Source organism: Corynebacterium aquilae DSM 44791, assembly GCF_001941445.1.
In the GTDB taxonomy this organism is placed as follows: Bacteria; Actinomycetota; Actinomycetes; order Mycobacteriales; family Mycobacteriaceae; genus Corynebacterium; species Corynebacterium aquilae.
In genome coordinates, this window is record NZ_CP009245.1 from 2753404 (window position 1) to 2775863 (window position 22460).

Genomic DNA, 22460 nt, shown 5'->3' on the forward strand with positions numbered 1-22460 from the left:
TTCCGCCCAACTCATCACCAGGATGAGCGAGATGGATGGGCAGCCTTCACGATGGGTATTTGCACGCCGCATCCGGGGACTAGAACTCCGGCCGAAGAGCTTACAAACATCGCTCGCGGTGAGGGTGGCGAAAAGTACAGCCCAAAGAAGCAAAAGGTTATGACCAGTAGCGGTAAAGTGTAAGACATGCACGACGATGGCACGCTTTTTGTAGGCTACGCCCACCGCATCTGCGAGGATGGGCCGCCCAAGCATGCTCAACTGCGCGAAATCCTGGAAGAGATCTGTCGCACCAAGCTCAAGCCTGGCGACATGCTCCCCGGTGAACGCACCATCGAAAAAGCCTTCAATGTTTCGCGCATTACCGTGCGGCGCGCGATTGGCGACTTGGTCACCCAAGGTGTGGTTAAACGCGCCCGGGGCAAAGGAACCTTCGTTGCACCTTCGGCATTGGTCACTCGACTGCACCTTGCGAGCTTTTCCAGTGAGATGAATGCGCAAAGCTTGACCCCGTCGTCAAAAATCTTGACCGCCGGACGCTTTGAAGCCCCCGACCAGGTTGAAGAATTCTTCGGCTCTACAAGCCCCACCCACACGCGCCTGAAAAGATTGCGACTCGGCAACGGTTTGCCCTATGCCATCGATGACGGATGGTACAACGCCGATCTGGTTCCAGACCTGTTGGAAAACAATGTGTATCTGTCGGTCTATTCCATCCTGGAAGACCACTATCACCTTCCGGTGACTGATGCTGAGCAAACAGCCACGGCTGTAGCAGCCGATGTGGAACAGGCACGTCTCTTAGATGTTCCTTTGGGCGCTCCCCTACTCAAGATTGTTCGCCTGTCCCAATCGGATGGCAAACCGTTGGAGCATTGTTCCAGCTACTACCGCACCGATCGGTACACGCTAAAAACCCACATCTCACGCTCCTAGATTCACCCCACCGCCGGACGCAGCACACGCACCCCGCCGGTGGGGTTGCCTTGTGAAAGCATCTGCCTCCAGCGCCACCTCATAGTGCGCACGCCCGCCTCATTCATGGCAATACAGAACTTTGTGCGCAGCGTGGGATTCACCACCTTGGCGCCGGCTGATGATGCTTGGCATATTTTTAGGCGTATTCCTAGGTGAAGTTTGTAGGCTCGCCCCCACTTTGAGGCAGAATATAAGGCATGAATAACACCTGGCGAAGTTCCCTCAGCATCAACACGGCTCTCGTGGCGATGCTGGCTGGTTGCGCAGGAGTTGGCAGTTATCTTTATGCCTCGGGCGAAGCCCCCGAGGCGCAGGCTCCTGCCGACAGCGAAACAGCAACCACCGCCGCAGCTGCCGCGTCGTCTTCTGCTGACGCTTCAAGCACAGCTCAAGCCGCGCCGTTTACTTCTGCCGACGTTGGTGATTGCCTCACCTGGGAGAAAGGCGACGGGGATAAGGTCCGCGACTTTGGTCGCACCGACTGCCTGAGCCCCCACCGTTTCGAGGTATCAGCCCGCGAGGACCTGGCAACCTATCCCGCTAGCGAATTCGGCCCGACTTCCCAGCCCCCGGAGCTCACCCGCCAGGCTCAATTGCGTGAGGAGCTGTGCAAGGCTCCCACCATTAAGTACTTGGAGGGCCGGTACGACCCGGTTGGTCGTTACAGTATTGCCTCCATCCTTCCCTCCGCGGAAGCGTGGAAGGCTGGCGACCGCACCATGCTGTGTGGCGTCCAGGTGACTGACGATTCTGGCGAACCGATTCTGACCGAGGGTTCTGCCCGTGAACAAGATCAAGCCCGTATTGCTCAGGCAGGCGAGTGCGTTGCCATTGATCCGGCGAATGCCACCCACATCGTTCCCTGCGACCAGCCTCACCAATATGAGGTCACTCAGGTGGTAGACCTCAAGCCCATCTTCCCGGAGGGTAATCCTTCGATCGAAGATCAAGATGCGGCGTTGAAGCCGATCTGCACCCAAGCAGCCCTAGATTACGTAGGGGGTGACGATAACTTGTACAACTCCACCCTGCAGCCATTCTGGACTACTATCCCCACTAACTCCTGGACGGGTGGCTCCCACACGGTGAACTGTGCTTTGGTTTTCGGCAACCCAGACGGTTCTTTCGCGGAGCTCGGTGGCAGCGCAAAGGGCGCGTTCACTATCAATGGCAATCCCCCGCCACCAATGCCGGTCCGTAACCCGTTGAGGAACCCGCAATGATCGATGTTTCCGACGAGCGTTTTGAGGAGCTAGTCGACCAGGCACTTGAACTGGTGCCGGAGAAGTTTCTCGACCATCTGGACAACACGGTCATTTTGATCCGTGATCGTCACCCTGATTCGTGGACCATCTTGGGCCTGTACGAGGGCGTGTCCCTTCCGGAGCGCACAAGTGATTATTCGATGCATCTCCCGGACACCATCAGCATTTTTCGCGAATCACTAAAACGCTATTGCGATACCGAAGAAGAGTTGGTTGAGCAGGTAAAGATCACGGTCATCCATGAGATCGGCCATCATTTCGGATTGAGTGACGAGGATCTTCACCGTTACGGCTGGGGTTAAGAGCCCACCAAGTTCAAAAGGGGCTTCTCCCACTGACACCCAGTGGGAGAAGCCCCTTCTTCTTTTGCCTCACATTGACGAAAGTTCAGCAGGTTAGGCCGGCAGGAAAAGCTGCTCTAACGACCGTGATCTCCGCCCGGTCATTGACCATGGCATGTACTTAGATGCTTAACGCGAAAATAATCCCCTCCACCAGGGGCGGAGGGGATTATTCAGAAGCGACTTTCAGTCACTTGCACCCTAAAGGCAAGGTATTAATTAAGCCTTGGGGAGCAGGTGCTGGAGGTGCGGGAAGGCAGCAGCGATAGCAGCGATGATGGCTGCGATGACTGCGAAGATGCCGACGGTCTTCATGTCGAACTTCTTGTCACCCTTGTTGTCGGAAGAACCGGGCTTCTTGTTGTCGTCAGCAGGCTTCTTGTTGTCGACAGGAGCCTCAACCTTGGTGTCGTTGACAGCAGCAGCTGCGTTCTTGTTAGCAGCGATCTCAGCGAGGAGACGGTTGGTCTCAGCCTTAGCGTCAGCCTCAGCCTTCTTTGCCTCTTCAGCAGCCTTAGCCTGCTCAGCCTGAGCATCCTTGCCGAACTGAGCCTTCAGCAGCTGCAGCTTCTCAACAGCCATCTGCCAGTCAGCGTTGTTAACGATGTCGTTGTAGTTCTGGATAGCCAGCACGCCACGCTCGGTGTAGTAAGTGCGCAGCTCCTGATCCTTCTTCCAGTCAGTGGAGTTCTTGAGGTCAACCTCAAAGCCCTCGTAGGAATCGTTGAAGATCTTGTCTGCAGCCTTCAGGTCGTTGATAGCACCAGGCAGGAGAGCGCGCAGTCCGAGCATCACGTCCTTGTACTTCGGACGCAGGGTGGTCCAGCCCTCCTGGTAGTCAGCGTAGAGAGCGTCGTTCTCGTAGAGGTCGACGAAGGTAGCGGTGGTGCCGTAGACAGCCTCGAGGATGCGGAGAGTCTGAACCTGGGCGTTGGCGCGAGCTAGAGCGGCCTGCAGGACGATAACGTCGTGCTTTTCAGCCTGCAGGATAGCGTCGTTGCCTGCACCCATGACAGCGGTCAATTCCTTGACAGCCTTGTCATTCTTCAGGGTTTCCAGAGCTGCAGCGTAGTCACGAGCAACGAAGTGCTTGTCATCGTTGTCGACGTTGCCGTAGTGGTCAACGTTAGCGAGGTGGATGTTGATTGCGCGCAGAACGTCAGCAACGTTTGCAGCGGTGGCAGCGGAAGTGGTGTGGGTCTTGTCCAGCCAGAGGTAAGGAATGTCGCCAAGACCGGTCTTGTTGGCCTTGTTGACTGCGGCGATCAGGTTGTTGATGTAAAGGTTCTTGTTGTGGACGTCACGAACCTGTCCCTCGAGAGCGCCGGAAGCAACGCGAGCTTTTTCGTCGTCAGCCAGAGCGGCAGCGACAGAGGCACGCGCATCGTCAGCGTTCTTACCGGCCTGAGCGAGCTGTGCAGAGATTTCCTTCTTGACAGCCTCGAAAGCCTCGACGGTGGACTGCTCGTCGACGTTCAGGGCACCATTGGTGGTCTTGAATGCGAAAGCGGTCTGGTACTTGTTCTGAATCTGATCACGGTAGTCGTGCTTTGCGATCAACCAGGTGGAGATCGCATCTTCAGCAGCACGGAGTTCAGCCTCAGACTTGACGGTGCCGGCGGCCGGAGCAGAGTTGTCGGGCTTGTTCATGTGGTTGCCGGTGTTCTCGGCTGCGAAAGCCGGAACTGCGACGCCGGAAAGGCTGGTAGCCAGGGCGACAGCACCTGCGATAGCTGCGGTGCGGATGCGGTTCTTCATCATGCGGAAAAGTCTCCTGTTTTCGAGTGAAAGATGTGTACCAGGTCTGGAGGATAAAGGGGGTCGAGGATTATCCTGAAGACCTTTATCTCACTGGTGCGAACTACAACCGAAGCCACCAACTGTTTTACGTCTGGTGCTGCGATGCTTTTCATCGTCCGCTCCTTGAACCATAAGACGTTGCAGCGCCCCGCGCTAGCTGTTGATGGGCCAAAAATTGCTGATTTTTCGCGTTTTGCACCCCTTTTCCTTGGAATCACCTGTCAAAAAATTGGCATTGACATGGCACTTTACGCATAGCGATGTCACAAGTGTGACGTATGTTTCGTTAGATAAAATTAACCCTAGCGGGCTACCCCTGACGGGGGTATTTCAAAAAGCTAAGCACCCGTTCGAGCCATATAACCGTTTGAACTAAACAGATTTTCATGCCCAGAAAACCCCTCACCCGACCGGCGCAGGCACAAAAAAGTACCCCCGAAAAAAGGGGGCATCTTAGTGGGGCTACTTATTAATAGCCCAAGGCAGAGGGCTTATACGAGGTGGCCAGAGGGCTAAAAAGACCATATCGTTGAACAAACTACCAATATTACACCATTGTAATTAGTTTTCAGCGGAATCGGTGAAATGCCTGCTTATTTAGTTGTGTGGCGCTTTGTACTTTGCTGGTTCATTTGTTCGGGTGATAAACATTCCTCCCCCGACCGGGTTACTGCACTTATTGAGATTGAATGGCATGAAAAAAGCGGCGCCGAAGCGCCGCTCTCACAGGTTTTTCCAAGCTATTGCTGCTTAGCACCCAGACTCGACAGCAACTGCTGGGCCGCCGGCTGGTCCCACAGCACCACGTTGCCCACATCGGTGTCTTCAAATCCGCCAACAGGCATGGTCACCTGTTCGACTCCGCCTGCAACAGCAAACGCTGCCCGAGCAAGCGACCACACGTGATCGCCATCGCCAATGGTCACCGAGTCTTTCACCGCTTTAGCCAACTGGAAGTCTTTCCACGGGTTCAACAACGTGGAGGCAGAGGTGGTCTCATCCACCAGGGCGGCGAAGAACTCCCGCTGCCTGCGCACGCGATCTAGGTCGCCTTCCGCTGTGGCGCGGGTTCGCACGAAGCCCAGTGCGGTCGGTCCATCCATTTCCTGACAGCCCGCGACCACATTGAGGTGCGCAAGCGGGTCGTCGATGTCTTGATCCGGGCACAGGGTTACTCCCCCAACGGCGTCAACCATGCCGGCGAAGCCACCGAAGCCAACTTCGGCGTAATGGTCGATAGGCAAACCGGTAGCTTGTTCCACCGTTTGAACTAGTAACTGGGGGCCACCTGCGGCGAAGGAGGCGTTGATCTTGTCCATTCCGATACCGGGCACGTTGACATAGGAGTCACGTGGAATCGACAGCAAGGTGGGTTTACCGAAGGTGTCCAGGTGCAGCACCATGATGGTGTCGGTGCGGCTGGAGCCGATATCGCCACCGGTACCCAACCTTTGCACGTCTTCCTCTGTCAGGCCTTGTCGGCTATCGGAGCCCACCAGCAGCCAGTTGGTTCCCTTTGTCCCGGCTACTCGCACATCTGGCTGGTAGGGAACCCGGTTGATGGTGGTATCGATCCACACCGCGGAGGCGACCACACTAAAGACCAGCAGCACCAAGGCCAAGGCAATGCCGCGCATACAACCGCGAGGCTTAAGCGCGATGCGGGGTCGTGGCAGTGCGCGGCGGGGTTTATCGGCCCGGCCGGCGTCAAAGTTGACATCACTGGCACCAAAGCGGGGTGCAGCCGGTGGCAGCCCACCGACCGGCTGTGCCGGGGGCTGCTGGCGGTATCCCCCGTCGGCGGCGCGACGGTAGACCGGTTGAGCTGCAGGTCGCGGGCGGGGTACTTCACGCCGATAGCTTCCCCCCTGCGAGTGCCCGGCGGTTTGGCCCGAGCCTGCGGATGGGTACATGCGGGTGGAATCCTGCCGGCCGCGCTGTTGCGGTAGGTAGGGTTCCCGGGTTGCGCGGGAATATCCCGGATCGCGGGGCTGCTGGGGCCGATATCCTTCAGCGCGGGGGCGGGTCCCGCGCGCGGCTGATTCTCCTGGTTGGCGCCGGGGTAAATCGCGGCGCCGATAGCGTTCTTCTGTCCCACCGGCAGATCGTGGGTTTTCCGGGTAGTTCTCCCGGCGGTAGCGATCATCACGGTAGCTTGCGCGAGGGCTATCGCTGTACCCGCGCCGTACCCCAGGGTTTTCTTCCGCACGGTTGTACCTAGCCCGCCCCTGTTCAGGCCGTGGTCGGCCGTCACCCCGCGGGGTGTACCGGTTGGGATCTCGTGGCTGTTGGCTGGGGCGCGGCGGGTGTGGTTCGGCGGGTCCTCCACGGCGACCAGCATCTCCCGCGGGGCGGGGATTGGTGCTTCGCTGCGGTCGGCGCATCACCGGACGGCCGAAGCGATCCCTGATGATGCGTCCCTCGCGGTCGCGCGCGTACTGATCTTCGTGGTTCATAGCTCACCAGCGTAGTGCGGTTGGTGCTTGCTTCTCGGCAGGCAGTGGTGTGGGGGTTATGGGTAGGCCTTTTGTACTCGGGCTATCCAGTTGTTGTTTACAGGCCGGGCAGGTGGATTCCTGAAGCGATAAGCAGGGGGTATCCGAGAAAGGCGATGGCATCGATGAGGAAGTGGGCGCAGATCAAGGGCCATACTTTGTTGGTTTTGTGGAAGTAGGTGGCGAAGATAACGCCCATGACAAGGTTGCCGATGCCGGCGGGGATTCCTTGGTACAGGTGGTAGCTGCCGCGCAGGACGGCGGATAGCCCAATGATCAGTGCTGGCCGGAGGTGGAGTTGTTTCAGCCTGGTGCTTAGCCACATGACGACAACGGTTTCCTCGGCGAAGGCGTTGGCGAAGGCCCACACGAGCAGGGGCAGCACCATGGTGAGGCTGAGGTGCTCTGCGGGGATGACTTCGCGGCTTAACCCTAGGAGTCGGCCGGCAAGATACAGCCCGAGACCGGGGATCCCGATCAGTGCCGCTAGTGCAGCACCGTGCGCCCAGTCTTTTGGGCGCAGGCGGGGCAGGTGGGTGCCGAGGAGGTAGAGGGCGAGCAAACCCCACCCGATCAGCACTGCGGCGCTGGCGAATTGGAGGATCGCATCGATGAGGGGTTGGGGGTTGCGGGTGGGGTTGAGAACGACCTGGCTGTCGGAGGGTTTACCCCGCAAGTAGACGCTGATGAGCGCGATGATGGCTTTGAATCCGCTCATGCCGAAGGTGATGAGCAGGACGATGCCGATTTCTTGTCGGATTCGCCGCGCTGGCGGAGTGGTGTTTGCTGTGGGGGTGTGGCCGGTCATCGGGTGTTTTCGCCTTGGGTGTCTTGAGTTTCCGCGGGGCGTGTCAAAGGTGGTGTTTAGTGGTGAGCGTAGTAGGTGGTTCCGGCAGCGGTGTGGGAGGTCTTAGGGCTGTGCCTGTGGGTGTGCTTGGCGTTAGCTGGACTGGGTAGCGTTTTAAGAAGCGGCCGGGGTGGGGTTTTCGAGTAGGGCTGCCAGCTTGAGCAAGGTGTTGTCGAGCTGGCCCGTTGGGTCTTTACGTAGGCAGCCGAGTTGGATGCTGCGTGGCCCGTGGGGGACGCTGATGGAGGCGAATCCGCACATGTTGAACAGGGTGCACCAGGGGGTCCAGTGGGTTTGCTCCAAAAAGTCTTTTTCTGGGGGCAGCGCGGAGAAGTATCCGATGGGCGGTGGGTCGAAAGCCAGGGTGGGGGTAAGCAGGAAGTCGATGCCGGGGGCTGCTTGTGCGATGCGTTCGGGAAGTTGGTGGTAGATGTCGAGAGCGCGGGTGAGCTGGCCGGTGGTGATGGTTTGTCCGGTGGCGACGAGCCATTCAACTAGTGGGCTGGCTGGGGTGGGGACTTTGCTGCAGCGGTAGGCGAGGATGGTGCGGAAGGCGTTAAAGGGTTGCTCGTCGTAGAGCGGCGGTATGTCGACGATGTCGATTCCGTGGGCGGCGAGGGTGTGTGCCGCCGAGTCGGCGGCGTTGAGCCAGTCGGTGTCGACGTCGTGGTGGGTGCGGCCACCGTGCAGGGGATCGCGCATGAGCCCTACCCGAATACGCCGGGCAGGTGGGTGTGGCTGCGATGGGGTGGTTGCGGGCAGCAGGCCTGTGGCGCGTGCCGCGTAGTGGGCGTCGGCGACGGTGCGGGTGATGAATCCGCCGGCGGCGAGTTGGCCACCGCGGGAGTCGTGGGCGGGTTTGAAGCCGACGGTGCCGGTACTGGCGGCGGGGACACGTAAGGATCCTCCGCCATCGGTCCCGTGGGCGATGGGGGCGGTGCCGTCGGCCACGAGCAGTGCTGCCCCGCCGGAGGACCCGCCGGGGGTTTTGGTCGCATCGGGGTAGCCGGGTACCGGCGGGTAGCCTACGGGTTCGCAGTAGGCGGTGAGTCCCATTTCGCTGGAGTGGGTAATCCCGGTGAGAATCGCACCCCGGGTGGCGGCGCGTGCCAGCAGCGGATCAGTATCGGTGGCGACCGTGCGGCGGCGGGCGGAGCCGTAGCTGATGGGCCAGCCGGCGACTGGGCAGAGGTCTTTGGCGGGCAGAGGAATGCCAAACAGCGGTGGTGCGGGTGATGTAGGTGTTTCGGCCGCTGCTGCCTGCTCGCCCTGGTGGTTTTGCTGGTGGGTTTGCTGCTGGAGTTGTTCGTGGGCGCGGGTGGCGCGCCGTAGCGCGTCGTCTATGTCGACGTGGATGATGCCGGGGTGGTCGGCCATGCGTTGCGCAGTGGTGCGGATGACGTCGAGGTGGTGCTCCGGGTTGCGGGCAAAGGTGTCCGACAGTGTGTCTAACGCGGGCCAGGGGTGCGGGATGTGCGCAGCGTGGCCGGGGCTATGTGGCGTGTCGGAGGTGGTCATTACATCTACACTAGAGCACCAAACGGGTGTTGATGCCGGGCGCGTTCAAAAGTGAATTATTTTCCCCGATACCTTATATATATGTGCTCGTGTGGAACGTTACGTTCGTAGGCGCAATTGTGAGTATTGCCTCCGGCGGTGGTGATGACCATCTAAGCTGGCGGGTATGAGCGAAAAAGTTGCGTATCTTGGCCCGGCGGGAACGTTTACGGAGCAGGCACTGTGGCAGTTTGCTGACACTGGGGTGTTGGGGGATCGGGATGTGATTGAGCCGGTTCCGGTGAAAAGCCCCGCAGAGGCCCTCGATGCGGTGGCTAATGGTTCGGCGGGGTTCGCGGTGGTAGCAATTGAGAATTCCGTTGACGGTCCGGTGACGCACACTTTTGACGCGTTGGCGGCGCACCCGGGGGTGCATATTTATGGGGAAACTGACGTGTCGATCGCGTTTGCGATCATGGTGCGCCCGGGCTTTGCGTTAAGCGATGCGCGGAGTTTTTCCACCCACCCGGTGGCGCGCCCGCAGGTGGCTGGGTGGTTGCGGGAGAACTTAGCCGGGGTGGAGGACATTCCGGCGTCTTCTAATGCGGCGGCAGCGCAGGCGGTGGCTGAGGGGCGGGTGGATGTTGCCGCAGCCCCCTTGCGGGCGGCTGATGTGTATGGCCTTGAGGTGGTGGCGCGTGAGGTGGCCGATGTTGCTGGCGCCCGCACGCGGTTTATTGTGGTCGGCCCCGCTCATGTACCGCCGGCCCGGACGGGCAATGATCGCACGGGTGTGGTGTTTACCTTGCCGAATACTCCGGGCAGTTTGGTGGGGGCGTTGATGGAGTTCGGGTCTCGCGGGGTGGATCTCACCCGGCTGGAGTCTCGTCCGACGCGCACTGGTTTGGGCACGTATCGTTTCCACGCGGATTTGGCCGGGCACATCACCGATGCTCCCATTGCCGAGGCATTGGCGGCGTTGCATCGTCGGTGCGACGAGGTGCAATTTTTGGGTTCCTGGCCGGCGGTGTCGGGCAATGCAGTTGCTGTCCCTAAACAGTGGGAGGAGTCCCGTCGGTGGGTGGAAAGCCTCACCGGGGAATACACCCAGGGTTAGGTGCAGATAGTCCGCTGTTTGTGCCGGGGATCCAACACCAGGGCGAGACACCCGATAAAGCCTCACCCGGTGGCACCCGGTGAGCAGTTGAAACCCTGTATGCCTTGCAGGACAACCATAAAGCCTTAGCCGACGGTTTTCGCAGCCTCGTCTGCACGCAGGGGCACCCGAGCCGGTGCTGCTGAAGCGGGCAGCGAGGTTTTGTTGCTAACAATGCAGTAGGCGTCGTGCGATCGAATAGGCTCGTGGCGCATCCGTTGTCGCCACGAAGCTGCATCACGCGTGATATGGCCGTTTCTTGTTTTTTACTTAGCACCAGGAGTCGATGTTGTTTACCCAAGTTTTGCGACCAGGCCGACTGATTCTTGTGCGTCACGGCCAAACTCACGGCAATGTGGAGGGTCGCCTGGATACCGCTTTGCCGGGCGCGGATTTGACCGAGTTGGGTCGGCAGCAGGCGGTGGAGGTTGGCCAGGAACTCGCGGGTCTTATCGGCGAGGTCGGGCCTGCGGCAATTTTGACCTCTGAGGCGCTTCGTGCCCAGCACACCGGCGAGCTCATTCGCGAGGGCCTGTCCCAGCAGGGGGTTGATGCGCCCAACATTGAGATCGTGCCCGGCATTAAGGAGATTGCGGCCGGCGATTTGGAGGGGGCAACCGACCGGGAATCCATGGATCACTACATCTCGGTGTGTTTTTCCTGGCTTGAGGGCCGTTTCGATGCGCAGCTGCCGGGTGGGGAAACCTATGAGGGTTTTGTGGCCCGTTGGGCACCGGTGTTTGAGGAGTTGCGGGCAGCACTGTCCCCGGATGGTGCGTGGGCGGGGCGCGATGTGGTGCTGGTGTCTCATGGCGCGGCGATCCGCATGATTGTGGCGGCGATGACGGTGGTGGATCCGCTGCTGATGCGGCAGTCTTTGATCCGTAATTGCGGCTATGTGGTGTTGCATCCTCCCGCCGAGGATGGCCAGTTGTGGTTTGTCTCGGAATGGAAGCGTGTCACTCAGATCGCGGGTGCCGGCACGGCCGGCGGGTAAACCATTAGCTCCCATGCCGGGGGTATGTGTCCTTAATCACCTGCAACGTTGCTGCGCAAAAGTACCAACGATGTAATTCCCAGGGGTTTTGCCGACAAATGCCAGCTGACGTGGATTTTTAAGATTTGCTGAGAAATCTTGACAGGTACACCCAATCGGGTGAGCTACCAGCCGAACCGCACCGGGTGAGAAAAAATCCCCACCATAAGCCCAGGAATACTAGCGAAAGTGAAAAACCCGTTGTAAGCTACCCTGCGCGTCTACAAAACAATAAAAGCCGGTGCCCCATCGACCCGCTGGGAGTTCGCCCCACGGAACCCTTGATGAGCACCAACTTTTTGTAGAAGCACTCCACACCAGTTCTAGCCGATCGCCAACTGATTAAGAATGCGGTACGTACCGCATCATGCGGTGTTTGCTACCCCCGTGGGGGTGGCCTCGGTTGTCGAACCTTAAGAACTGAATGGACATTCTTGACTAATGCTGTCAAGCTGTTCAGGAGAAACTGTAGGTCCAATCCCCCACGGGAAGGTTTATTTCATGCGTAACATTCGCCGCGCAGCTCTGGCTGGCGCAACCGCTCTCGCCGTCTCCCTCACCGGTGTCGTCGCTCACGCTGACGAGGCTGCTAAGTCCACCGACGCCAAGAGCAACTCCTCTGTCACCGAGCTGAAGGACAAGGCCAAGGGCAAGCTCGAGGGCTCCTCCGCCTTCCAGAAGCTCGAGGGCTCCTCCGAGGCTAAGGCTGAGGACAAGAACACCAAGGCTACCGCCGAGACCGAGAAGAAGGATCCGGAGACCAAGAACCTCTTCGGTTCCTCCGAGAACGGTGAGTTCAACTGGGGCAAGAAGCTCGAGGGCGACAAGGCTGTTGACGGCCGCACCGTTTACGGCTCCACCAAGGGCGAGTTCGACAAGCTCCCCGCTTGGGCTAAGCTGCTGCAGGTTGGCTCCATCGCCGGCGTGATCTCCGCTTTCCTCGGCCTGGTTGTCTTCCCGGTTTACAACTTCCTCAAGTACAACGGCTTCATCCGCTAAGCGGACCAGTCACCAACTCATACCTCTTCGAAAGGATTCACTTCACATGAAGATCCGTAACGTTGCCCTGGCTGGCATGACCGCTGCTGCCGTTGCCCTGGCCCCCGTCGCTGCTGCTAACGCTGCTGAGAACACCACCTCCAACCCGGCCGTCGTCGACGCAGGTGGCAACACCGGCGACTTCACCGCCGACCTGTCCTCCTACCTGGATCAGTCCAAGCCGGGTTCCTCCGCTTGGGGCGACCGCTACCAGGGCGACCGCGAGGTCAAGGGCATCGACCTGTTCGGTGAGCAGAAGAACTGGGACGCTCAGGCTGAGTGGGCTCGTATCGCATACGGCGTCACCGCTTTCGGCGTCATCGGCACCGTCATCGGCGCCATCATCGCTTACTTCAACCAGCTGAAGAACGTCGGCGCCATCATCTAAGTTGGCCCGAAGCTTCAAGGACGTGACCTAAAAGTCATATCCTCACGCTTGGTAGAGTCCTTCCCCGATTTTCGGGGAAGGACTCTTTTGCGTTCTTAACTCCCCTCCCCCACCACAGCTCGGCCCACAATGCCTGCAAGCTAGGGCTATAGGACAAAAAGTGTGTCTGTAAGTATGTTTTTTCAAGTGCTGACCTGCGATAAAGGCGTTTTTCATCTCCTGACAAGGAGCTAAACCAGCCTCAGGTCAAATATCCCCGTTTTTCAAACAACATGTGGTATGCGGGGTAAATGCCAACATCACCTACTTGCCCCATCTGCCAATCACCCACAAAGAAAAACGGCTCAACCAGCAAAAACCGCCAACGATGGCGCTGCAAACACTGCGGACACTCCTTCACACAAACAAATACAGCCCACACACAACTCGTTCGCTTCACACTGTTTTTGTCCTGGGTCCAATCCACCCAATCACTGGCAGACTTCGCCCGCCACCACCAACTCAGCCGACGCACACTACAACGCTGGTTCGAACCTTTCTGGCTCATCCCCATCCCCACCCCCACAGGCGACAACAACTACGACGAACAAGTCTTTATCGACGCCACCTACTTCAACAAACAGCAATGCCTGCTCATCGCATCAACCACCAACAAAGTACTGACCTGGCACTGGTCGCACAGCGAAAACACCCGGGCATACCAACACCTCCTCCACCGAATCCAACGCCCCCGACTGATCACCACAGATGGGTGCAATGCCGCACTATCAGCAATCAACGACGTCTTCCCAAACGATCCAGCCACCCCACAAGCCCACACCCACATCCAACGCTGCCTGATCCACATCAAACGCAACGTCCAGCGATACGTCACAACACGCCCCCAATCCAACTGCGGCAAAGCCCTACGCGCCCTATCGCTAAAACTGCTGAAAGTCACCAACAACCAACAAGCAGCACAATGGGTCACTCTCTTTCACCAGGTCAGCAACCAATACCGCGACTGGCTGGATGAAAAAACCTACATCGACAGCTGCCCCAAAGTGCTTATCCCCAACAACAAAAGGAAAAACAAGCACTACTGGTACACCCACGACCGTGCACGCAGCGCCCACCGCATCCTGATGGAACAAACCCGGCGAAACCACCTGTTCGCCTTCATCGAACAATCCATCGCGGTCATCGGCACAGACACCGACAGCCCCGACACCATCTACGAGGCGATCTACCAATCCAGCACCAACAGCCTAGAAGGCGGCATCAACAGCCCCTTGAAAGCACTGCTGCACGCACACAGAGGACTACCCGCAGAACGCCAAAGAAAACTCTGCGAATGGTGGCTGCTAAGCAGAACGAAAAAGCCTGGCGACCTCATAGAAATCGCCAGGCAACACGACTTCGGGACTAACCAACTCGCCAAAGTTAAAACAGTCACCGAAGCACTAACCGACAGCAACCCCACTGGAGCTCCTGCCGAATACGACACCGGTATCGACACCGGCTACACCCACTCTATAGGAATCCGTGCAGAGGCGCATGCCGGAGTAACGCGATTCGCACTATCTGGTAACACCGCATACGGACATGCATCACCCCCGCACCCGGTGAACTTTCACCGGTGGATGCGGGGGTGATGCATGGGGGTGGTGGGTTATTGCCTGCGTCGGTCCGTGCCGTTGATCGCGACAACGATCGGGGGCTTAAGCAACCTGCTGAGGATTGCTTCAGAAAAACCCGGGTTGTCGAACGCGCGGTACCAGTCCTGTGGCTGCAGTTGGCTGGCCAGCACGGTGGCGGAGCTTTCACGACGGTCGAGCACGTCAGCGATCGCGCGGGTGTGGGCATCGGCGTAGCTGCCCAACGCGAAGTCATCGATGATGAGGACATCAACGGTGCTGAGGTCGTCGATGAGCTGGTAGTAGGCGCCGGTGTCGTCGGTGACTTCTTCGATCGCCCTGATCAGCCCGTGGTGGGTGTAGTAGCGCACGTCGTAGCCGTTTTCGCAGGCAGCCAGGCCGAGAGCTTTGACGATGTAGGTTTTGCCCACACCGCAGGGGGCTTGGACAATGACGTTGGTGCCGTGGCGGACCCAGTCCAGTTGTGCCAGCCCATCGATGGTGGCTTTGTCCAGGTCACGATTCGAGTCGTAGTGAATGTTTTCCACGCATGCGGTCGAGGTGTCCAGGTGTGCGGCTTTGCGGCGTTTTGCCAGCCGGACGTTGTCGCGGTGGTGTTTGAGACTGTGCAGGCCGTAGCGGATGATTTGGGATCCGGTCAGACCTGCGGTGGCTGGGTCTTCCAGAAGGGTGCGGATCGCTTCGCCCATGGCGGTGATGCGGAACTGTTTAAACAGCTCGTAGTCGTCATCGCTCATGGCCGGGAACGCGGTGTTCGGGCTAGTCATCGTGGTTGTCCTTGGCTTGGTCGGCGGCGGGGTTGGTGTTTGCCGTCGGCTGTGTGGTGGGCAGTGTGAAGGCGTCGGCACCGCGCAGGCCATGGTGGAGGGTGCCGTGGCGGTTGGCTTTGCCAGCCTGGGGGCGTGGGCGCGCAGCCGGTGGTGGGGTGGTGCGTCGCATAAGTGCGTCGATGCGGGTAAACGACGCTGGGGTGTTGGTGGCGATGAGGTCTGCGCAGACGTCTTCAAGCCTGTGCAGCTTTTTGTTGCGGCCAAGCTTTAGGATGTTGTCGCAGGCGTGATACGCCTGTGCTTCGTGGTCGACACCATTGAGAAGTTGTGTGATCACAGCTTCGGTGTGGGGCCCGAAACGTCGTGCACGTCCGATAAGGCTTTTCCTAGACCAGTGGGAGCGAGTCTGTTGGTGAGCATCCGGCATGTGTGCGATGTCGGTGGTGAAGCTGCCTTGCCGGCCGGTGCAACGGCTGTGCCGGGCAACTTCACTGCCTTCGCAGTAGATGGTGATGGTGGTGTCGGTGGCTTGGATTTTCACCGTTTTGCCCACCAGTGCGTAGGGCACCGAGTAGTTCTGCTTGTCGTAGCGGATGTGATAGTTGTGTCCGACGATGGCTTTCGCCCAGGTGCAGTTGGTCCAGGCGATATCGGGTAGCCGGCCAAGGCTTTCGCGTTCGAAGTCGTCGAATAGTTCAGCCCTGCTGATGTTGTTGGTCATGGGCGTGGTGTTAAGGTCGTCGACTAGAATCCGCAGCCGGGTGTTGAGGTCGTCGAGGGTGGTAAACCACTGTTGTTGCAGGACGGCGATGATGCGTGTGGTGACGATTTTGACGGCGTTTTCCACGTGCCCTTTGTCGGTGGGGCGATGCGGCCTGGCGGGGGTAATGCCGAAGCCGTAGTGGGCGGCGAACGCTTGGTAGTTGGGGTTGATCACCCGTAGGCGTTTGTCCGCGGCCCACATCAAGGTGGCGGTGCTGGTGTTGTCTGGGGTGACGGTGGCAGGTACCCCGCCGATGTATTCCAGTGCTTGCCGGTGGCAGTCTAGCCAGGCGGGCAGTTTTTCGTCTTTCGTGGCGGTGGCGAAGATCAGGCCGGAGTGTGGGAGGCTGGCGACGAAGATGCTGGCTTTTGCAGGATCGTCGAGGTGTCCGTAGAGGATTTTCGTGCCGGCCCAGTCGACTTGGAGTTCAAACCCTGGTGCGTGGGTGAGGGTTTGGGTCAGTTTGTTGACGTCGACGAATGCGGTGACTTTGCGGCAGAACTGCGCGTAGCTATATGCCTTGCATCCTGCTTTTTCGGCTTGGTGGAGGTAGGTTTCCCACTCGTAGCGCAGGGTGAAGGTTTTGTCGTGCTTGGCCGCTTTGCGGTGGATGGCTTCGACGTCTGGGGGCAGGTAGCTGTCGTTGGTGCGGGTGCGGCGTTTGTCTGGCAGCAGCGCTGTGATTTCGGCGTCGCTGAGGGCGGCAATCTTGTCGGCGGTCAGGTTGTGATCGTCGATGAGTTGCTTGCAGTTTTGGATGGTGCGCGGCGAGCACTGGAATGCTTGTTGCATTTGCCTGTGGCTCATTGAGCCGTCGTAGACGGCGGTCAGTAGCCGCTTGATGTTGGATGCCATGATGAGCGTCCTTTGCGGTGTGCAAACGTGTCACCGGTGGCACAAGCCGCGCCACCGGCCGCTTGTCATTCAACCGGGTGCCGGACGTTTTGGCAGGGGGCTTGGCCTTTGATTCGGGCGTGATCCCACATCGCGGTGGATGCATTACCCCCGTTGTTGAGCGTTACCAGATAGTGCGAATCGCGTTATCCGATGATGCGATTTTGCAATCCGAAAAGGCCAACCCCGCTAAAACCGGACACACTTTTTGTCCTATATCCACGACACGCCGTGCAGACACACATTTTGTCCTATAGCCCGCAAGCTACACCTGACACGCAGCACACAAAAGCCCGCCCCCAAGAAGGGACGGGCAACGCCTTGTTTAAGCTGCGCTAGGCCTTGAAACCAAACAACTTCGCCAGCCACACAAATGGAGAGGCAAAAGCCTTCACCAAGCTTTCCAACGCCTCAAAAGGTGTCTTCAACATTGCGATCTGATCTTCGCGGGCTTTTCGGTCTTTAGCCGCCTCAACATCAGCCTTCGTGATCGGCTCAGTCACACACGGATAGTCATAACCGAAGTACTTATCGATGACCATGCGATCCTTGTAATAGTCGACGCACTTATCGATGTCTTCCTGGGTGGTCACGCCATAGTGCAAAATCGTGCGATCACGATGCTCCCGGGCGAACTTTTGCTCCGGGGACTCCGCCTGCGCGGGCGTAGAAACCGAAGAAATCACCGCTAGCGGACCAGAAAACACCGGCAGGGAATCCGCAGATGCCGGCGCGGTGAGCGAAACAAAACTCAGAGCAGTGCCCAAGGCAATAGCAGCCGTTGCTCGGGGTGTACGCCGTGCCATACCCATGATCCTGTTCTCCTCGATGTAGCCCACCAACTTCACCGGCCTGCTGCCCTTACATAGAGCAAGCAACACAGCCGCGACTGGTGATGACATTTAATTGCTCGTATCTTAGCGCGAAAAAGCCCCCGGCGGGAAGTGTTCACTTCACCGCGGGGGCAACGCAAAAATCAGCGGAGGTGGACAACCGCCACTTCAACCCGCACGCTTAAGGTCTAGGAGCTAGCCAAGAAGTTTTCGCGCGCACCCCGAATGCCATCCCACAACCAATTGATCGGCAGCATCAAAACGCTGAGCACACCAACAATGACGGCCACCGGGGCGAAGAAGGCGCGCTTGGCGAACTGGTCGCGCTTGGCGTTTGCAATGTCCCGTTCAGTAATCGGCTTTAACGGGCACGGGTAGTTGTAGGGGAACTCCATCGCCACAATTGGCTTGCCGGCGTATTTCGCCACGCACTTGTCGATATCTTCTTGGGTGGTGACACCGTAGTGCAGCACCGAGTGCATGCGCTTGTTTTCCTGGTAGGCCTCATCGCGGGCCTTTTGGTTTTCCGGGGAATCAGGGTCGTTGCCGCTGGCCGAAGACCCGGACTCAAGTGCCTCAAAGAACAAAATATCCAGAGACTTATCGAACTCGTTGGGAATATCGGCATGCGCTGGGGTCACGGCCCCAGCCAGCAACGCGCAAGAGCACAGCCCGGCAATCAGACGACGGCGTGTTTTCAACATTTCTTTTCCTTTTCCATTCAGCGCCACCACATCGGCGTGCACGGCTGCAATAGTGCTCGCCGCAGGCGCGGGATGCGGATTCACCATACTGGGGGATTACCCCCTATTTGCCCCTCAGTGTAGACCTTTCACCCCGAAAAAAAAAGGCATACTTATAGCGGAATTTACCCCAACCGCACCCCCGCACGCCTGCAAGGATAGTTATGAATAAAGCCATCGTCGCCAGCATCGCAACGCTTGTCAGTTTGAGCAGCCTCGGCGGCTGCCACGGCGAGCCTGAACACGTGGACGCGATCGGGAAGCTGGTGCGTGCAGGCGCCCCCTTCACCCTTAACGATGTCTATCCCGGCGTGGTCGCCAAAGGCTATTTCTTCTGCCAATACTCTGATCCCAGTGAGGCAGCCCCCTACGGCTTTAGCAAAGCCCAGTTCTACACCGCGGATAATGACGTCCACATGTGGGAGACCGCCACCGCCGTGGGAGTCACTTTCAACGATGGTTCAGCGCCGATCATCGAATGGTTTCCTGCCTCCGAGGTCGACGCCTGCGACGACACCAACAATCGCGGCAAGACAATCGAGCCCGATCAGGTCATCACCATCACCCAGGTGAACAAGGATCTGGGCCCGCAGGGAACCCGCATGGTGCCCACTTTGCGGCTCACCTAGCGGCCAGTGGCGGTTTTTGCGTAGTTGTCTCAGTGGGTGGGGTCAGGTCGTGGCACACAACTGTTGCTCGCAGCTGGTTGGTATAGGCATGCACTAGGCTTAACGCAGACCCTTTTCGCCTGCATGCTGCTTGGAGTGTGCGGGGAGAAGAATACTTTTTTGCCGCTTAAACGAGTTACGCGAGTTTGTCCTGTCATGACTAGTCCTTCCCCCACTCCAGCTATGGCTGTCTCTGCGCGCAGCGTGTCCGTCACCTATGGCCGGGGCCAGGCCGCTGTGAGCGCATTGAACAATGTCAGTGTCGCAATTCCCCGCGGCCAGTGGACAACGCTGATGGGGCCGAGTGGTTCCGGCAAGACGACCTTGTTGCACGTGCTATCGGGTCTTATCACCCCGGATTCCGGCAGCGTGACGCTGCACGCCTCCCCGGGCGGGCAACCGGCACTGCAGCTGCACAGCCTCTCGGAGGCGAAGCGTACCCAGCTTCGGGCCTCCCGCATCAGTTTGGTGTTCCAGGACTTCAACCTGGTTCCAGTACTAAACGTGGCGGACAACATTAGACTGCCCAGCCGCCTATCCCACCAGAAGATCGACAAGGCTTTCTACGAGCAGCTCGTGGAGCGTCTCGGGTTGGGTCCGCGATTGAAGCACCTACCCCACGAGCTTTCCGGCGGGCAGCGCCAGCGGGTGGCGATTGCGCGCAGCGTACTCAGCCGCCCAGATGTGATCTTTGCGGACGAGCCCACCGGGGCGCTTGACTCGGAGACCGGCCAGGAAGTGCTGTCGCTATTTCGGGAAATGGTGTCCCAGTGGGGCAACACGGTAGCAATGGTGACCCACGATGAAGACGCCGCCCGCCAGGGCGATGCGATTGTGCGTTTGAAGGACGGCCAGATTGTGAGCGCTTCGTGATTCGTGTCGCCCTCGCCCAGCTTCGTCGTCGCCCCGGCCGATACATTTCCCTGTTTTTCGCGATTGCAGTGGCGGTCGCACTGACTGTGGCGACTGCGGCTATTTCGCTGTCACTCCAGCACACGGTCAATAACCTGTTTGCTAAGCCCTACCAGGACACCGCAGCAGTAGTGATGGTGCGTGGCAACCAGGACGATATCCAGCGCACCATTGATGTGTCCTGCACTCAGCCCGGTGTGACTGACTGCTCCTACGATCGCCTGCTCCAGGTCGCCATGCGTGGCGAGTCCGGGGTGTACCAGTCGGTGTTTTTGCAAGCCATTGATGAGCATATGCAATGGCGTGAGGTTGAGGCGGGTCAGCTTCCCGTTGGCCCTGGCGAAGCAGCAACTGCCGACCCCACAGTTCCGTTGGGATCCCAAGCTAGCGTCGCCGTGCCTGGCCAAGCATACGATCACGTGGTGACCATCGTCGGGCATGTGGAGCCTTCAGCTCGGGAACGTTTGATGGGGGCGGATACCTTGTTTGTTTCCCCGGCCGCGTTCGTCGATTGGGGTATCGGCGGCGGTGCTGGGGAGTTGCGTGTGGCGGCACCCGCCGAACAAGCCACCACCATCGTCGACAACATCAAGCAACAGCTTCCCGATACCCAGGTAGTTGCTGGCAAAGCCTGGATCAAGGATCAGGCCAATCAGTACTTAGGATCCCGCGACCGCTATTTCCTGCTGCTGCAGCTTTTCACCCTGACCGTCGCAGCGGTGGCAGCCCTGGTGATTGTTTCCGCTTTTAGCGTGGTGGCGGGTTCCCGCCGCCGCGAGTTCGCGCTCCTCAAGAGCATCGGTGCGACACGAACCCAGCTGTACGGCAGCGTCTCCACGGAGGCGATTCTTCTGGGCCTCATCGGTGGCGTGATCGGTGCGCCCGCCGGCCTGTGGCTGGCGGGGATTGCTGGCCGCAACGCAGACAAGTTGGGTATCCGCGTGCCGCTTGAAAATGTGCACCTGGATCCGGTTGCAATGGTCCTGGTCGGCATCGCGGGTGTGCTGGTCACGGTGGCAGCTGCTCTTCCCGCTGCCCGCGGTGCTATCAGGTCCGATGTGGTCAGCTCCCTGACGGCAAATGCCGCCAATGGTCGTGGCTCGGCCGCAGCAACCACGGCGGGCATCATCGTTGGGGTACTGCTGATGGTTTGTGGCATCGGCGCGAATACCGTCTTTTCTTTCAGCGGCCAAAAAGCCATCGCCGTGGCGGTTGGTGCCGGCGCGCTGATCATCTTGGGCCTGGTGTTTATCGTGGCTGCCCTGCTACCGCGCCTGGTGGCGTTGGTCGCGCCACTAGCGCGGGCACTTCCAACTGTGCAGATTGGTTTGGCATTCGTCGGACGCCAATTGGGGCGTGCAGGCGCGATTGCCGGCATCATCGTCGCCGGCACCGCCCTGATTGCCTCGGTGTTGGCAGGCCAATCCACCATCAGCGAGCATCTCAACGCTAAAGCTCAAGGCCAGTCCTCCTCCGATGTCACGGTGAGCAGTCTCGAAGGTCCCTTGCCGGAGGAGCTCATCGGCCAACTGGCCGCCACTCCAACTGTCGGCTCTCTGGTGGCTCCATCGGTCGTTCCGGTTTCTCTTCCGGGCAACGATCGCCCCGCCGATAAGGCCTATGTGTTGTCTCGCGATGAGGCGGCAGCGTCCTTCCGCGGTACCGGTGGCGCGCTGCCCGGGGAGTTGGTGTTGAGCAAGTACTCCTCCTTGCGCGGGAAAGCCAAGGATGGGGATACGTTCACGATCGAGATTATGCGCACCCCGGTCACTGCCACGGTGCGCTACTCAGAGGGCACGAACACCTTTATCGATCCGGCGTTGATTCCCGATCTTGGTGTCCCCCTGCCGCCAGCAACGACTGCGTTCATGCAACTTGAGGGGCCGGCCGTACAGGCAGCTAATAATGAGGGGCTTCGCGCGGTGGAAGATACGATTCGTGCCAACGGGGCGCGGGTATCACTGGCGGAGAGGTTCACCGCCCGCCAGGACATTTTGGATTCCACCGATCGCATCCTGACGTTGTCGACGTTGATGACGGTGATCGCTGCTTTGGTCGCTGCGGTGGGTGTTACGAACACCGTCATTTTGGCGGTGCGTGAACGCGCCCGCGATCACCAGTTGCTGCGCAGCGTCGGAATGACCCGTGGGAAGCTTTCGGCCGCGCTGCTGGTCGAGCTGACCGCATTGTCGCTGCCGTCAAGCCTCATCGGGGTGCTGGCCGGCGGGGTGGTGGGCCACTCGGTGGCTACCACTGTCACAGGAACAAACGGCAGCACAGCTTCTGCCTTGGCCCAGTCGGCGACCCTGTTCGCAGCGGTTGTCGCTATTGCCATCGTCGGCGTTGCGACCATTGGGCTCTTCGTGAGCTTGCTTCGCCACAGGGAGGACTAGATATAG

The 22460-nt window shown here is 59.2% G+C and carries 19 protein-coding genes; 11 read left to right on the forward strand and 8 right to left on the reverse strand.

Going from position 1 to position 22460, the window contains the following annotated elements; translation table 11 throughout:
• Nucleotides 1-186 precede the first annotated feature (186 nt).
• The 3 genes from CAQU_RS11625 (at nucleotide 187) to CAQU_RS11635 (ending at nucleotide 2545) form a co-directional block, all read left to right on the forward strand.
• The gene (locus CAQU_RS11625; RefSeq protein ID WP_075727936.1) at nucleotides 187-936 is read left to right on the forward strand and encodes a GntR family transcriptional regulator; all 750 of its coding nucleotides are present in this window, start codon (nucleotides 187-189) and stop codon (nucleotides 934-936) included.
• Between the two features lie 239 nt (nucleotides 937-1175).
• Entirely contained in the window at nucleotides 1176-2201 is a 1026-nt protein-coding gene (locus tag CAQU_RS11630; protein WP_075727938.1) for a septum formation family protein, read from the forward strand.
• On the forward strand, nucleotides 2198-2545 hold the full coding sequence (locus tag CAQU_RS11635; protein ID WP_075727940.1) for a metallopeptidase family protein: 348 nt from the start codon (nucleotides 2198-2200) through the stop codon (nucleotides 2543-2545). The genes CAQU_RS11630 and CAQU_RS11635 overlap by 4 nt, the downstream gene beginning before the upstream one ends.
• Before the next feature lie 258 nt (nucleotides 2546-2803).
• On the opposite strand, the gene CAQU_RS11640 is transcribed toward CAQU_RS11635, so the two are convergent.
• The 4 genes from CAQU_RS11640 to CAQU_RS11655 all read right to left on the reverse strand — a co-directional run bounded on the left by CAQU_RS11640 (nucleotide 2804) and on the right by CAQU_RS11655 (nucleotide 9244).
• Nucleotides 2804-4345, reverse strand: coding sequence for a hypothetical protein (locus CAQU_RS11640; protein ID WP_075727942.1), 1542 nt, complete (start codon nucleotides 4343-4345; stop codon nucleotides 2804-2806).
• Nucleotides 4346-5124: 779 nt separating this feature from the next.
• A complete protein-coding gene (locus CAQU_RS11645) occupies nucleotides 5125-6297 on the reverse strand; it encodes an LCP family protein (RefSeq protein ID WP_245797268.1) in 1173 nt (390 codons plus the stop codon).
• A gap of 640 nt (nucleotides 6298-6937) precedes the next feature.
• Nucleotides 6938-7687, reverse strand: coding sequence for a CPBP family intramembrane glutamic endopeptidase (locus CAQU_RS11650; protein ID WP_075727944.1), 750 nt, complete (start codon nucleotides 7685-7687; stop codon nucleotides 6938-6940).
• A 153-nt stretch (nucleotides 7688-7840) separates the two neighbouring features.
• Nucleotides 7841-9244: an amidase gene (locus tag CAQU_RS11655; RefSeq protein ID WP_075727946.1), complete on the reverse strand. Its 1404-nt coding sequence runs from the start codon at nucleotides 9242-9244 to the stop codon at nucleotides 7841-7843.
• A 166-nt stretch (nucleotides 9245-9410) separates the two neighbouring features.
• Here CAQU_RS11655 and pheA point away from each other — a divergent pair, with 166 nt between their 5' ends.
• The 5 genes from pheA (at nucleotide 9411) to CAQU_RS11680 (ending at nucleotide 14475) form a co-directional block, all read left to right on the forward strand.
• Nucleotides 9411-10340 (forward strand): prephenate dehydratase, encoded by a 930-nt coding sequence (gene pheA / locus CAQU_RS11660; RefSeq protein WP_075727949.1) that lies wholly within the window; start codon nucleotides 9411-9413, stop codon nucleotides 10338-10340.
• Between the two features lie 325 nt (nucleotides 10341-10665).
• Nucleotides 10666-11376: a histidine phosphatase family protein gene (locus CAQU_RS11665; RefSeq protein WP_075727951.1), complete on the forward strand. Its 711-nt coding sequence runs from the start codon at nucleotides 10666-10668 to the stop codon at nucleotides 11374-11376.
• 540 nt (nucleotides 11377-11916) lie between these two features.
• On the forward strand, nucleotides 11917-12414 hold the full coding sequence (locus CAQU_RS11670) for a hypothetical protein (protein ID WP_075727953.1): 498 nt from the start codon (nucleotides 11917-11919) through the stop codon (nucleotides 12412-12414).
• Between the two features lie 46 nt (nucleotides 12415-12460).
• On the forward strand, nucleotides 12461-12841 hold the full coding sequence (locus tag CAQU_RS11675) for a hypothetical protein (protein WP_075727955.1): 381 nt from the start codon (nucleotides 12461-12463) through the stop codon (nucleotides 12839-12841).
• A gap of 290 nt (nucleotides 12842-13131) precedes the next feature.
• Nucleotides 13132-14475, forward strand: coding sequence for an IS1249 family transposase (locus CAQU_RS11680; protein WP_157109011.1), 1344 nt, complete (start codon nucleotides 13132-13134; stop codon nucleotides 14473-14475).
• Nucleotides 14476-14492: 17 nt separating this feature from the next.
• Here CAQU_RS11680 and CAQU_RS11685 read toward each other — a convergent pair whose 3' ends face one another.
• From CAQU_RS11685 to CAQU_RS11700, 4 genes are all read right to left on the reverse strand, one after another.
• Nucleotides 14493-15245, reverse strand: coding sequence for an ATP-binding protein (locus tag CAQU_RS11685; protein WP_075727012.1), 753 nt, complete (start codon nucleotides 15243-15245; stop codon nucleotides 14493-14495).
• Nucleotides 15238-16866, reverse strand: coding sequence for an IS21 family transposase (gene istA, locus CAQU_RS11690; protein ID WP_075727014.1), 1629 nt, complete (start codon nucleotides 16864-16866; stop codon nucleotides 15238-15240). Before istA ends, CAQU_RS11685 begins: the two co-directional genes overlap by 8 nt.
• Nucleotides 16867-17240: 374 nt before the next feature.
• Entirely contained in the window at nucleotides 17241-17807 is a 567-nt protein-coding gene (locus tag CAQU_RS11695) for a hypothetical protein (protein WP_157109012.1), read from the reverse strand.
• A gap of 119 nt (nucleotides 17808-17926) precedes the next feature.
• Entirely contained in the window at nucleotides 17927-18442 is a 516-nt protein-coding gene (locus CAQU_RS11700; RefSeq protein WP_075727961.1) for a hypothetical protein, read from the reverse strand.
• Between the two features lie 203 nt (nucleotides 18443-18645).
• On the opposite strand from CAQU_RS11700, the gene CAQU_RS11705 reads away from it, so the two are divergent.
• The 3 genes from CAQU_RS11705 to CAQU_RS11715 all read left to right on the forward strand — a co-directional run bounded on the left by CAQU_RS11705 (nucleotide 18646) and on the right by CAQU_RS11715 (nucleotide 22454).
• Nucleotides 18646-19110 carry a hypothetical protein gene (locus tag CAQU_RS11705; RefSeq protein WP_075727963.1) on the forward strand — a complete coding sequence of 155 codons (465 nt, stop codon included), beginning with the start codon at nucleotides 18646-18648 and terminating at the stop codon, nucleotides 19108-19110.
• Nucleotides 19111-19305: 195 nt separating this feature from the next.
• Entirely contained in the window at nucleotides 19306-20022 is a 717-nt protein-coding gene (locus CAQU_RS11710; RefSeq protein ID WP_075727965.1) for an ABC transporter ATP-binding protein, read from the forward strand.
• On the forward strand, nucleotides 20019-22454 hold the full coding sequence (locus tag CAQU_RS11715; RefSeq protein ID WP_075727967.1) for an ABC transporter permease: 2436 nt from the start codon (nucleotides 20019-20021) through the stop codon (nucleotides 22452-22454). The genes CAQU_RS11710 and CAQU_RS11715 overlap by 4 nt, the downstream gene beginning before the upstream one ends.
• The last annotated feature ends 6 nt before the right edge of the window (nucleotides 22455-22460 follow it).